Here is a 12,261-nt window from a genome sequence, read left to right on the forward strand (position 1 = left end):
CGGGGGGGCGGGGGGGGGGGGGGGGAAGGGGGGGCGGGGGGCGGGGTGGCGGGGGGGGACGGCAGGGAGTCGGAGGAGGACGTTGTTGGGTTTGTGGGCCCCCCCCCCCAGGACCGACCCGACGATGGCGTGCACCCCCGGCCCGGCCAGGCCGTAGGTGCCGGGGCGCAACGAGGCCAGGGAGCGGGTCAGCGCGACGCGGCCCGGGCCGGTGGAGTGGACGCTCAGTCTGGGCCCGCCGGGCAGGGGCCGGCCGGGCCGGGGACGCAGGGCGGCGTCGGCGGCGTAGCGGCCGGCCGCGACCGCGGCCGCGCCGGCGCCGACGAGGGTGGTGGCGACGGCTGCGGCCGTCGCAGTGGCGGTACGCACCGCTCCAGTGTCGAGGCGGGAGCGCGGGCGGGCCACCGGGGAACGGGCCGACCGTGCGGCCGACGGGAAGCGGAACCCCGGCCGCGGCGGCCGGAACGGGTGCCGGGGCCGTGTCCACGCAGGATCCGCCGAGGGTGATGTGGATCACTTTCGACTCCGCTTCGAGGCCCGCCGGAGGCCCGTCCAGCCAGGCCGGAGGGTTCGTTAACCCCGCTTTGACATGCATTAATCGACATATGAACCCCGAAACCGGGACGAAGACCGGGAGGGGGCGTCGACCGGATCCACCACTCGGACGATGTCAGTTCATCTTCCGTTCACCCAGGTTGCCTACGGTCGGCGAGCCACTGACGCCAAACAGAAGCCTGGGTAAATGGAGCACATAACGCTTCTCCTCGGGATCGTGATCATCACCGCTCTCGTGTTCGACTTCACGAACGGTTTCCACGACACAGCCAACGCGATGGCGACCACCATCTCGACTGGCGCCCTCAAGCCCAAGACGGCGGTGGCCATGTCCGCCGTGCTCAACCTCGTCGGCGCTTTCATGTCCGTGGAGGTCGCCAAGACGATCTCCAAGGGCCTCGTCAACGAAGAGGGCATCCAGCCCGAAGTGATCTTTGCTGCCCTGGTCGGCGCGATCCTCTGGAACCTGGTGACCTGGTTGGTCGGTCTGCCGTCCAGCTCGTCGCACGCCCTGATGGGCGGCCTGATCGGTGCCGCGGTCGCCTCCGCCGGCATCGACGCCGTCAACGGCGACGTCATCGTCACCAAGGTGCTCATCCCGGCCGTCGCCGCGCCGATCGTGGCCGGTGTGGCCTCGATGCTGGCCGCCCGGGTCACGTACAAGCTCGGCAACCGGGTCGGCGAGAAGACCTCCGCGAAGGGCTACCGCGCCGGCCAGATCGCCTCCGCCGGCCTGGTCTCCCTCGCGCACGGCACCAACGACGCGCAGAAGACGATGGGCATCATCACCCTGGCGCTCGTCGCCGGCGGCGCCCTGCACTCCGGTGCGAACCCGCCGGTCTGGGTCATCGTCTCCGCCGGCACGGCCATCGCCCTCGGCACCTACCTGGGCGGCTGGCGCATCATCCGCACCATGGGCAAGGGCCTGACCGACCTCCAGCCGCAGCAGGGCTTCGCCGCCCAGACCTCGGCCGCGAGCGTCATCCTGGCCTCCTCCAGCCTCGGCTTCTCCCTCTCCACCACCCACGCCTGCTCCGGCGCGGTCATGGGTGCGGGCCTGGGCCGCAAGGGCGGCGTGGTCCGCTGGTCCACCGCCACCCGCATGTTCGTCGCGTGGGGCCTGACCCTGCCGGCCGCCGCCCTGGTCTCCGCGCTCGCCGAGATGGTCATGCGCACCGGTGACGTCGGCGTCGCCGCCGTCGCGCTCTTCCTCGTCGGCTCCTGCGTCGCCATCTGGCTGATCTCCCGCCGCAAGGTCGTCGACCACAGCAACGTCAACGACGTCCAGCCGGTCGACGTCGAGGCCCCGGGCGTGGTCACCACGGCCATGGCCGCCGTCACCGTCCCGCCGACCGCCGCCGCCGTGGCGGGCGAGGACCTGAAGGCCACCATCCCGGCGCCCGCCCCGTCGACCCCCACGGCCCCCGCGGCCACGGTCTGACCCCGCGAACAACAGAGGAATCCGCAGTATGAAGATCGACTGGGCAGCCCTCGGCTCCGTCTTCGGGGTCAGCCTCTCCGCCACCGTCGCCCTCGTGGCCCTGTTCACCCTGGGCCTGGTGGGCCTGTCGAAGCACGAGGCCGCCACCGAGCAGGGCGGCGCCGCCACCCTGGCCCGCAGCGGTGCGTACGCCTGCTTCGCGGTCGTCGCCGCGGCCGTCGCGTACGGCATCTACCTGATCGTCAGCTGACGACGGCAGGCACCACGCGCGAAAGCTCCCTCCGGGTTCGCCCGGGGGGAGCTTTCCCGTGTCCGCGGACGCCTCCCGGAGGGCGTCCCGGGCGGCGTCCGCGAGGGCCTTCGTGAGGGCCTTCGTGAGGGCGTCCGCGACCGGTGTGTGTGACCTGCCTCGCCGCAGGTCAACGGCGAGTTGACGGGCGTTCGCGGTGCGTGGTGGACTGCCCGAGCCATCACGGCGGCATGGAGAGGAAGTCCGGTGCGAATCCGGCGCGGTCCCGCCACTGTCACCGGGGCGCACGCGACGCGTGCGGTCCGGGAGCCAGGAACTCTCGCCGCCGGACACGTCGAACCAGGGCGCGGACCCTGAGTGAGGACATACCTGCAACCATGCGTGCCGATCGCGTCTTCGCGTACGGCGCCACGGCGGGCCTGATCGGCGACCGGATCCTCGGCGATCCGCGTCGCGGGCACCCCGTGGCTGCTTTCGGACGGGCCGCCGCCGCCGTCGAACGCGCCCTGTGGCGCGACGACCGGGCCCGCGGCGCCGTCCACACCCTCGTCTGCGTGGGGGGCGCGGCCGCCGTCGGCGCGCTGGCCTCCCGCGCCGTGCGCTCCCGGTCCGCGGCCGCCCGGATCGCCCTGACCGCCGCCGCCACCTGGGCCGTCGTCGGCGGCACCACGCTGGGCCGGGAGGCCCGCGCCATCGGCGGGGCGCTCGCCGCCGGGGACGCCGAGGTGGCCCGGGAGCGGCTGCCGCACCTGTGCGGGCGCGACCCGCAGGCCCTGGACGAGCAGCAGATGGCCCGCGCCGTCGTCGAGTCCGTGGCCGAGAACACCTCCGACGCGGTGGTCGGGGCCCTCGTGTGGGGCGCCGTCGCCGGCGTCCCCGGACTGCTGGCCTTCCGCGCCGTGAACACCCTCGACGCGATGGTCGGCCACAAGTCGCCCCGCCACCTGCGCTACGGCTGGGCCTCCGCCCGGCTCGACGACCTCGCGGGCTGGCCCGGCGCCCGGCTGACCGCGCTCGCGGCGGTCGTCGCCGGCCCGGACCGGCGGGGCGCCGTACGGGCCTGGCGCGCCGACGCCGCCTCGCACCCGAGCCCCAACGCCGGGCCGGTGGAGGCCTCCTTCGCAGGAGCCCTCGGCGTACGGCTCGGCGGCACCCTCTCGTACGGCGGGCGGGTCGAACACCGGGCCGTGCTGAACGGCGCGGCGGGCCGACCGGTGGAACTCGCCGACATCGAGCGCGCGGTACGGCTCTCGCAGCAGGTGACGTGGCTGGCACTGGGGGCCTGCGCGGCCCTGCGGTACGCGGCGTCGCACCGGCCGGGGAAGCCGGGACGGCCGGGAAAGCCGGGACGGACGGGCAAGTCGGCGAAGGGACGGGCATGAGCGGCACGAAGCGGGCGGGGGGACTCCTCGTCGCCGGTACGACGTCGGACGCGGGCAAGAGCGTGGTCACGGCGGGCATCTGCCGCTGGCTGGCCCGCCAGGGCGTGAAGGTGGCGCCGTTCAAGGCGCAGAACATGTCGCTCAACTCGTTCGTGACCCGCGAGGGCGCCGAGATCGGGCGGGCGCAGGCCATGCAGGCGCAGGCGGCCGGCGTCGAACCGACCGCGCTGATGAACCCCGTCCTGCTCAAGCCCGGCAGCGACCGCAGCAGCCAGGTGGTGCTGCTGGGCAAGCCGGTCGGCGAGATGAGCGCCCGCGGCTACCACGGCGGCCGCCAGGAGCAGCTGCTCGGCGTCGTCACGGACTGCCTGGAGCAGCTGCGGGGCACGTATGACGCCGTGATCTGCGAGGGGGCGGGCAGTCCGGCCGAGATCAACCTGCGCCGGACCGACATCGTGAACATGGGGATCGCGCGGGCCGCGCGCTTCCCCGTCGTCGTGGTCGGCGACATCGACCGCGGCGGGGTCTTCGCGTCCTTCTTCGGGACCACGGCGCTGCTGTCGGAGCCCGACCAGTCACTGATCGCGGGCTACCTGGTGAACAAGTTCCGGGGCGACGTCTCGCTGCTGGAGCCGGGCATGGAGATGCTCCGGTCCCTCACCGGCCGCGCCACGTACGGGGTCCTGCCGTACCGGCACGGGCTCGGCATCGACGAGGAGGACGGCCTACGGGTCTCCCTGCGCGGAGCCGTGCGCGAATCGGTCGTCGCCCCGCCGGTCGGCGCGGACGTGCTGCGCGTCGCGGTCTGCGCCGTGCCGCTGATGTCCAACTTCACGGACGTCGACGCGCTGGCGGCGGAACCGGGCGTGGTCGTGCGGTTCGTGGACCGGGCCGAGGAACTCGCCGACGCGGACCTCGTCGTCGTACCCGGCACCCGCGGCACGGTGAAGGCCCTGCAGTGGCTGCGCGAGCGCGGGCTCGCCGATGCGCTGGCGCGGCGCGCCGCGGAGGGACGGCCGGTGCTCGGCATCTGCGGCGGCTTCCAGGCGCTCGGCCAGCGGATCGAGGACGAGGTCGAGTCGAAGGCGGGCGTGGTCGAGGGCCTCGGGCTGCTGCCGGTCCGGGTCCGCTTCGCGCAGGAGAAGACACTGGCCCGGCCGACCGGCTCGGCGCTGGGCGAGCCCGTCGACGGGTACGAGATCCACCACGGCGTGGCCGAGGTCCTGGGCGGCGAACCGTTCCTGGACGGCTGCCGGGTCGGCGCGGTCTGGGGCACCCACTGGCACGGCTCGCTGGAGTCGGACGCGTTCCGCCGGGCCTTCCTGCGGGAGGTCGCGGCCGCGGCCGGCCGCCGGTTCGTGCCCGCCCCGGACACGTCCTTCGCGGGGCTCCGCGAGGAGCAGCTCGACCTGCTCGGCGACCTGATCGAGGAACACGCCGACACCGCGGCCCTGCTCCGCCTGATCGACGGCGGTGCCCCCGCGGGCCTCCCCTTCCTCCCGCCGGGGGCGCCGTGACCGCCGCCGCCCTCTCGACCGCCGCGCGGGGCCGGGCTGCGGCCCGGGCCTCCGCCGCGCCGACCGCGCCCGCCGGGGATGCCGGGCCCGCCGGGGATGCCGTACCCGCCGGGGATGCCGTACCCGGCGCCGCTCCCGTGGCCGCCGCGGGGAGCCGGGCCGGGGCCCGGGCCCTGCGGGCGGCTGTCCCCTCCCCGCCCCTTCCCGAAACCGGGGGCTGCGCCCCCGGACCCCGGAACGGGCGCTCCGCGCCCGCGCGCTCAAACGCCGCGCGGGCAGAAATGCCGCAGCGCGGGGACGGGTTCGGAGCCGCCGAGAACCACAGCACCGCCCCGCGCGGCAGCAGCACGCCGGCTGCACCCGCCCCGCTGTGCGGGGGCCGGGGCGGAGTCCCGGGAAACGGTGAAAGGGCGGGTCGGGGAGTGCTCCGCGCAGCGGCCCGGGCCCGCGGCACCCACACCGGCACCAGCACCAGCACCAGCACCAGCACCACGCACACCGAACCGCGGCACCGGCGCCGGCCACAGCGGCGGCCGCAGCCGTGCATCCAGCCGCACCAGTACACCCGTACGCGAGGAGTGAGCACATGAGCACGCCCTATCCGTTCACCGCTGTGGTCGGCCAGACCGACCTGCGGCTGGCGCTGCTGCTCAACGCCGTGAGCCCGGCGGTCGGCGGCGTGCTCGTGCGCGGCGAGAAGGGCACCGCCAAGTCGACCGCGGTGCGCGCGCTGACGGCCCTGTTGCCGCAGGTGGACGTCGTTCCCGGCTGCCGGTTCTCCTGCGCCCCCGCCGCGCCCGACCCCGGCTGCCCGGACGGCCCGCACGAGTCCGCGGCCTCGGCCGAGCGGCCCGCCCGCATGGTGGAGCTGCCGGTCGGCGCGTCCGAGGACCGGCTGGTCGGCGCGCTCGACATCGAACGCGCCCTCGCCGACGGGGTGAAGGCCTTCGAGCCCGGGCTGCTGGCCGATGCGCACCGCGGGATCCTCTACGTCGACGAGGTCAACCTGCTCCACGACCACCTGGTGGACGTGCTGCTCGACGCCGCCGCCATGGGAGCCTCGTACGTCGAGCGGGAGGGCGTCTCCGTCCGGCACGCCGCGCGGTTCCTGCTCGTCGGCACGATGAACCCGGAAGAGGGCGAGCTGCGCCCGCAGTTGCTCGACCGGTTCGGGCTGACCGTGGAGGTGGCCGCCTCCCGGGAGCCGCAGCAGCGCGTCGAGGTGGTCCGGCGCAGGCTCGCCTACGAGGACGACCCCGCCGCCTTCGCGGCCCGCTGGGCCGGTGACGAGGCCGAGGTCCGGGCCGGTGTGGTGGCCGCACGGGCCCTGCTGCCGAAGGTCCGGCTGGGCGACAACGCGTTGCTGATGATCGCGGCGGTCTGCGCCGGCTTCGAGGTGGACGGCATGCGCGCCGACATCGTCATGGCCCGCACGGCGGCCGCCCTGGCCGCCTGGGCCGGGCGTACCGCGGTGCTGAAGGAGGACGTCCGGCAGGCCGCACTGCTGGCCCTCCCCCACCGCCGGCGCCGGAACCCCTTCGACGCACCGGGGTTGGACGAGGCCAGGCTCGACGAGATCCTGGACGGCTTCGCCGACGACGAGCCCGAGCCGGAGCCGGAGCCGGACCCCGATCCGGACCCGGATCCGGGACCGGAGGGGCCCGACGACAACGGTGGCGGGCCCGACGGCGGCGGGGTTCCCCCGCAGGGCGGGCCCGAGGCGCCGGAGGAGGCCCATGAGCCCGCCGACGCCGACCCAGGGACCGACACCGACTCCCCCTCCCCCGCCCCGCAGCCCGCCGCCGGGCAGGGCGGGGACGCGCCCGAGCAGGCTGCCGTACGGGCCGCAGAGCCGTTCCGGACGAAGATGTTCAGCGTGCCGGGCCTCGGCGAGGGCGCGTCCGGCCGCCGTTCGCGCGCCCGCACCGCGCACGGCCGTACCACCGGCGCGCAGCGCCCGCGCGGCCAGCTGACGAAGCTGCACCTGGCCGCGACCCTGCACGCCGCCGCCCCGCACCAGAAGGCCCGCGGGCGCAGCGGCCGCGGGCTCGTGGTCCGCAAGGACGACCTGCGCCAGGCCACCCGGGAGGGCCGCGAGGGCAACCTCGTGCTCTTCGTCGTCGACGCCTCCGGCTCGATGGCCGCCCGGCAGCGCATGGGCGCGGTCAAGGGCGCCGTGCTGTCGCTGCTGCTGGACGCCTACCAGCGCCGCGACAAGGTCGGCCTGATCACCTTCCGCGGTTCCGGCGCCGACCTGGCGCTGCCGCCCACCTCCTCGGTGGACGCGGCGGCCGTCCGGCTGGAGCGGCTGCCGACCGGTGGCCGCACCCCGCTGGCCGCGGGCCTGCTGAAGGCGCGCGAGGTGCTGCGGATCGAGCGGCTGCGGGACCCGAGCCGCCGCCCGCTGCTGGTGGTCGTCACGGACGGGCGGGCCACTTCGGCCGGCGCCCTGGCCGGGGACGCCCGCGGGCTGGCGGCGCGCAGTGCCCGGCTGCTGGCGGCCGACGGGGTCGCCTCGGTGGTCGTGGACTGCGAGTCCGGCCCGGTCCGGCTGGGCCTGGCCGGGGCGCTGGCCGCGGAGCTCGGCGGCCCGGCCGTGACGCTGGAGGGGCTGCGGGCCGACGCACTGGCCGGGCTCGTGAAGAACGTACGCACGTCGGCGATGTCGCCGTCGTCATCGCACACCAACAGGAGGGCCGCGTAATGCCGCAGGGACAGCCGACCGTCATCCCCGACGACGGACTCACCACCCGTCAGCGCCGCAACCGCCCGCTCGTCCTCGTCCACACCGGGCCGGGCAAGGGCAAGTCGACGGCTGCGTTCGGGCTGGCGCTGCGCGCCTGGAACCAGGGCTGGCCGATCGGGGTGTTCCAGTTCGTCAAGTCGGCGAAGTGGAAGGTGGGCGAGGAGAACGCGCTGAAGGTTCTCGGCGCCTCCGGCGAGGGCGGCGCCGTCGTCTGGCACAAGATGGGCGAGGGCTGGTCCTGGGTGCAGCGTGACGCGCAGCTCGACAACGAGCAGGCGGCCAAGGAGGGCTGGGAGCAGGTCAAGCGGGACCTGGCCGCCGAGACGCACCGGCTGTACGTGCTGGACGAGTTCGCGTACCCGATGAAGTGGGGCTGGATCGACGTCGACGAGGTCGTCGAGGTGCTCCGCAACCGGCCGGGCACCCAGCACGTGGTGATCACGGGCCGGGACGCGCCGGAGAAGCTGATGGAGTTCGCCGACCTCGTCACGGAGATGACGAAGGTCAAGCACCCGATGGACGCGGGCCAGAAGGGCCAGAAGGGCATCGAGTGGTGACCACGCGCGTGTCGGGCGTGCCGCGCCTGGTGATCGCCGCGCCCTCGTCGGGCAGCGGCAAGACCACCGTCGCGACGGGCCTGATGGCGGCCTTCGCGGGGCGCGGCCTGGCCGTGTCCCCGCACAAGGCCGGCCCGGACTACATCGACCCCGGCTACCACGCCCTGGCCACGGGGCGGCCTGGACGCAACCTCGACGCGTTCATGTGCGGGCCGGAGCTGGTCGCGCCGCTGTTCGCGCACGGGGCCGCGGGCTGCGACCTGGCGGTCGTCGAGGGTGTGATGGGGCTCTACGACGGGGCCGCGGGCCGCGGCGAGCTGGCGTCGACGGCGCAGGTCGCGAAGCTGCTGCGGGCGCCGGTGGTGCTCGTGGTCGACGCGTCCTCGCAGTCGCGGTCGGTGGCGGCGCTGGTGCACGGCTTCGCCTCGTTCGACCCGCAGGTGCGGCTCGGCGGGGTGATCCTGAACAAGGTCGGTTCCGACCGGCACGAGGCGATGCTGCGGGAGGCGCTGGAGGAGGCGGGCACCCCGGTGCTGGGCGTCCTGCGGCGGGCCCCGCAGGTGTCAGCGCCGTCGCGGCACCTGGGGCTGGTGCCGGTGGCCGAGCGCCGGGCGGACGCGGTGGCCTCGGTGGCGGCGTTGGCGGAGCAGGTCCGGGCCGGCTGCGACCTGGAGGCGCTGCTGGCGCTGGCCCGGTCGGCGCCGCCGCTGGCCTGCGACGTCTGGTCCCCGGAGCAGGCGCTGGCCGGGGCCGGGGCCCACGGGCAGCAGGCGGCCGACGGGTCCGCCGCGGCCGCAGCAGGCCGGATCCCGGGCCCTGGCGCGGGTCCGGGGCGGCGGCCCGTGGTCGCCGTCGCCGGCGGGGCGGCGTTCACGTTCTCGTACGCCGAGCACGCGGAGCTGCTCACCGCGGCCGGCGCCGAGGTCGTCAGCTTCGACCCGCTGCGCGACGAGCAGCTGCCGGAGCACACTGCCGGCCTGGTGGTCGGCGGCGGTTTCCCGGAGGTGTACGCCCCCGAGCTCTCGGCCAACGAGCCGCTCCGCAGGGCGGTTGCGGACTTCGCCGCCGCCGGCGGGCCGATCGCCGCCGAATGCGCCGGGCTGCTGTACCTGGCGCGGAGCCTCGACGGGAAGCCCATGTGCGGGGTGCTGGACGCCGAGGCCCGGATGTCGCAGCGCCTGACCCTCGGCTACCGCGAGGCCGTGGCCGTGTCGGACAGCTCCCTCGCCGCGGCCGGAACCCGGCTGCGCGGCCACGAGTTCCACCGCACGGTGGTCGAGCCGGGCGCCGGCGAAACCCCCGCCTGGGGGTTCACGCACCCGGAGCGGCGCGTCGAGGGGTTCGTCCGGCAGCGCGTCCACGCCAGCTACCTGCACACGCACTGGGCGGCGGAGCCCTCCGTCGCCCGTCGCTTCGTCGCGTCGGCGGCGGCCCGGCCGTGAGCTCATTCCGCCAGGCCCACCACGAGCCAGATCGCGGCCACCCCGCCCACGGTGCACAGCAGCGTGGACAGGGCCGGGTGCTCGTGGTGCGCCTCGGGCAGGATCTCGGCGGCCGCGAGGTAGAGCAGGGCCCCGCCGAAGAACCCGAGGTACGCGCCGAGCGGTTCCTCCGGAAGGGTGAACAGCAGAGTGGACGCCGCACCCACCACCGGGGCCGCGGCGTCCGCCAGCAGCATCAGCTGCGCGCGTCGGCGGGCGTTCCCGTACACGCGGGTGAGGGTGTACGTGTTGAAGCCGTCGGCGAAGTCGTGGGTGACCACGGCCAGCGCCACGGCCGCCCCCATCCCCCCGCCGACCTGGAAGGCCGCGCCCAGGGCCACCCCGTCGGCGAGGCTGTGCACGACCATCGCCGCGGCCGCCGTCAGGCCGACCTGCGGGATGCGGCCGGTCTCGGCGCCGTGCGCCGCGTGGCGCACGGCGAGCAGGCGCTCCCCGACGTGTGCGGTGAGGAAGCCGGCCACGAAGAGCAGCAGGGCGAGCGGGACCCCGAACACCGGGCGGCCTGCGGCCTGGAGCGATTCGGGCAGCAGGTCGAGGCCGACCACGCCCAGCATCAGCCCGCCGGCCAGGCCCAGGACGAGGTGGCGGCGGTCGGTGACGCGCTGCGCCGTCCACCCGCCCGCGAGGGTCATCAGGAACGCGCCCAGCGCCACGATCACGGCCATGTGCCCCTGAATACCGACTGCGGGCCGCACGTGCACGTCCGCGTGCGGTCCGCGGGCGACGCACCATTGACGACTACGGAGGGGACTTGATCCCGGTGGGTGACTACGCGACGCAGCTGGTGGTCGGGGTCGGTGGACGGGCCGGGGTGTCCGTGGCCGAGGTCTGCGCCCTGGTCGAGGAGACGTTGCGCGGGGCCGGGCTGTCCTCGGGTGCGGTGAAGGCGCTGGCCACGGTGGAGACGAAGGCGTGCGAGGCGGGGATCGCCGGTGCGGCGGAACGTTTCGGCGTGCCGCTGCTCAGCTACCCGGCGGAGCAACTGGCCGGGATCGCCGTACCGCACCCTTCTGACGTGGTGCGCGACGCCGCGGGGACCTCCTCGGTGGCGGAGGCCGCCGCGCTCGCGACCGGCGGCGAACTCCTCGTCCCGAAGCGGCGGTCGGTGGCCGCGACGTGCGCGGTGGCGACGGCGCAGGCGCACGACCTGCGGCACCACGGGGACGCGGAGGTGCGGGGCGACGGCGCGTCGTTGGTGGACCTCGCGGTGAACGTACGGGCGCACATGCCCCCGGCCTGGCTCAAGCAGCGCATCGCGGCGTCGCTCGACGCCCTCTGCGCGTACCCCGACGGCCGCACCGCCCGCGCGGCGGTGGCGGAACGGCACGGGCTGCCGGTCGAGCGGGTGCTGTTGACGGCCGGGGCCGCGGAGGCGTTCGTGCTGATCGCGCGGGCCCTCGACGCGCAGTGGCCGGTGGTGGTCCACCCGCAGTTCACGGAGCCGGAGGCGGCCCTGCGGGACGCGGGGCGCCAGGTGGAGCGGGTCGTGCTGCGGGCGGCGGACGGGTTCCGGCTGGACCCGGCTGCCGTGCCGGAGGAGGCGGACCTGGTGGTCGTCGGCAATCCGACCAACCCGACGTCCGTCCTGCACCCGGCGGCGACGCTGGCCGCGCTGGCCCGGCCGGGCCGGATCCTGGTCGTGGACGAGGCGTTCATGGACGCCGTTCCGGGCGAGCGGGAGGCACTGGCCGGGCGGACCGACGTCCCGGGCCTGGTGGTGCTGCGGAGCCTGACGAAGACGTGGGGGCTGGCGGGGCTGCGGATCGGCTACGTGCTGGCCGAACCGGAGGTGATCGCGAAGCTGGCGGCGGCGCAGCCGCTGTGGCCGGTGTCGACGCCGGCCCTGGTGGCGGCCGAGGCGTGCGTGACGCCGCGGGCGCTGGCGGAGGCGGAGGCCGCGGCCCGGCAGATCGAGGTGGACCGGGACCACCTGCTGGCCGGACTCGCCGAGTTCGATGAGGTCTCGGTGTCGGGGGTGGCGCAGGGCCCGTTCGTGCTGATCCGGGTCCCGGGGGCGGCGGAGGTCCGGGCCCGGCTGCGGAACCTCGGCTTCGCGGTCCGCCGCGGGGACACCTTCCCGGGCCTGGACGACTCGTGGCTGCGGCTGGCGGTGCGGGACCGCGCGACGACAGGCCGTCTCCTCCAGGCCCTGGACCACGCCCTCGCCCTGACGTCCCGCTGAGCCGGCCCGTCCCGGGGGGGGGGGGAAAAAGGAAGCGACACCGAACCCCAGGACCCATGCCCAACGCCTGACCTTGGCGAGGAGGAAGACACCCCAGGGGGAACGAGTTGAGGTGGGGGGACAAGTGGG

At 75.4% G+C, this 12,261-nt stretch carries 8 protein-coding genes, 2 pseudogenes and 1 riboswitch; of the genes and pseudogenes, 8 read left to right on the plus strand and 2 right to left on the minus strand.

All coding sequences use genetic code 11. The features are described from left to right. A pseudogene (locus ACZ4VL_RS38985) lies at positions 1 to 369 on the minus strand (hypothetical protein); the annotation flags it as partial. A gap of 373 nt (positions 370 to 742) precedes the next feature. Between ACZ4VL_RS38985 and ACZ4VL_RS38990 the strand changes: the two are divergent. From ACZ4VL_RS38990 to ACZ4VL_RS39020, 7 genes and pseudogenes are all read left to right on the plus strand, one after another. Further along, positions 743 to 1,996 carry an inorganic phosphate transporter gene (locus ACZ4VL_RS38990; protein WP_468210251.1) on the plus strand — a complete coding sequence of 418 codons (1,254 nt, stop codon included), beginning with the start codon at positions 743 to 745 and terminating at the stop codon, positions 1,994 to 1,996. Positions 1,997 to 2,024: 28 nt separating this feature from the next. After that, entirely contained in the window at positions 2,025 to 2,246 is a 222-nt protein-coding gene (locus tag ACZ4VL_RS38995; protein ID WP_361087679.1) for a hypothetical protein, read from the plus strand. A 235-nt stretch (positions 2,247 to 2,481) separates the two neighbouring features. Beyond that, positions 2,482 to 2,565: riboswitch (cobalamin riboswitch) on the plus strand. A gap of 58 nt (positions 2,566 to 2,623) precedes the next feature. Next, positions 2,624 to 3,628, plus strand: a complete 1,005-nt coding sequence (locus ACZ4VL_RS39000) for a cobalamin biosynthesis protein (RefSeq protein WP_468210254.1) — start codon at positions 2,624 to 2,626, stop codon at positions 3,626 to 3,628. Further along, positions 3,625 to 5,142, plus strand: a pseudogene (locus ACZ4VL_RS39005) (cobyric acid synthase); the annotation flags it as partial. The gene ACZ4VL_RS39000 and the pseudogene ACZ4VL_RS39005, both read left to right, overlap by 4 nt. 589 nt (positions 5,143 to 5,731) lie before the next feature. Further along, on the plus strand, positions 5,732 to 7,849 hold the full coding sequence (locus ACZ4VL_RS39010; protein WP_468210257.1) for a putative cobaltochelatase: 2,118 nt from the start codon (positions 5,732 to 5,734) through the stop codon (positions 7,847 to 7,849). After that, complete coding sequence (gene cobO / locus ACZ4VL_RS39015) at positions 7,849 to 8,448, plus strand: cob(I)yrinic acid a,c-diamide adenosyltransferase (protein ID WP_468210260.1); 600 nt, start codon at positions 7,849 to 7,851, stop codon at positions 8,446 to 8,448. Before ACZ4VL_RS39010 ends, cobO begins: the two co-directional genes overlap by 1 nt. A gap of 8 nt (positions 8,449 to 8,456) precedes the next feature. Then, positions 8,457 to 9,890 (plus strand): cobyrinate a,c-diamide synthase, encoded by a 1,434-nt coding sequence (locus ACZ4VL_RS39020; protein WP_468210268.1) that lies wholly within the window; start codon positions 8,457 to 8,459, stop codon positions 9,888 to 9,890. A 2-nt stretch (positions 9,891 to 9,892) separates the two neighbouring features. Here ACZ4VL_RS39020 and ACZ4VL_RS39025 read toward each other — a convergent pair whose 3' ends face one another. Continuing rightward, the gene (locus ACZ4VL_RS39025; protein ID WP_468210263.1) at positions 9,893 to 10,615 is read right to left on the minus strand and encodes a ZIP family metal transporter; all 723 of its coding nucleotides are present in this window, start codon (positions 10,613 to 10,615) and stop codon (positions 9,893 to 9,895) included. Between the two features lie 86 nt (positions 10,616 to 10,701). On the opposite strand from ACZ4VL_RS39025, the gene cobC reads away from it, so the two are divergent. Further along, positions 10,702 to 12,132 carry an Rv2231c family pyridoxal phosphate-dependent protein CobC gene (gene cobC / locus ACZ4VL_RS39030; protein WP_468210265.1) on the plus strand — a complete coding sequence of 477 codons (1,431 nt, stop codon included), beginning with the start codon at positions 10,702 to 10,704 and terminating at the stop codon, positions 12,130 to 12,132. Positions 12,133 to 12,261 lie beyond the last annotated feature (129 nt).

The sequence above is a fragment of the Streptomyces sp. NPDC029014 genome (genome assembly GCF_055564695.1).

What these genes read in the sequence shown, in the direction of transcription:
- ACZ4VL_RS39010 (WP_468210257.1), top strand. Translation starts at nt 5,732, where the DNA reads ATGAGCACGCCCTATCCGTTCACCGCTGTGGTCGGCCAGACCGACCTG.
- ACZ4VL_RS38995 (WP_361087679.1), top strand. Translation starts at nt 2,025, where the DNA reads ATGAAGATCGACTGGGCAGCCCTCGGCTCCGTCTTCGGGGTCAGCCTC.
- cobO (WP_468210260.1), top strand. Translation starts at nt 7,849, where the DNA reads ATGCCGCAGGGACAGCCGACCGTCATCCCCGACGACGGACTCACCACC.
- ACZ4VL_RS39000 (WP_468210254.1), top strand. Translation starts at nt 2,624, where the DNA reads ATGCGTGCCGATCGCGTCTTCGCGTACGGCGCCACGGCGGGCCTGATC.
- ACZ4VL_RS38990 (WP_468210251.1), top strand. Translation starts at nt 743, where the DNA reads ATGGAGCACATAACGCTTCTCCTCGGGATCGTGATCATCACCGCTCTC.
- ACZ4VL_RS39025 (WP_468210263.1), bottom strand. Translation starts at nt 10,615, where the DNA reads ATGGCCGTGATCGTGGCGCTGGGCGCGTTCCTGATGACCCTCGCGGGC.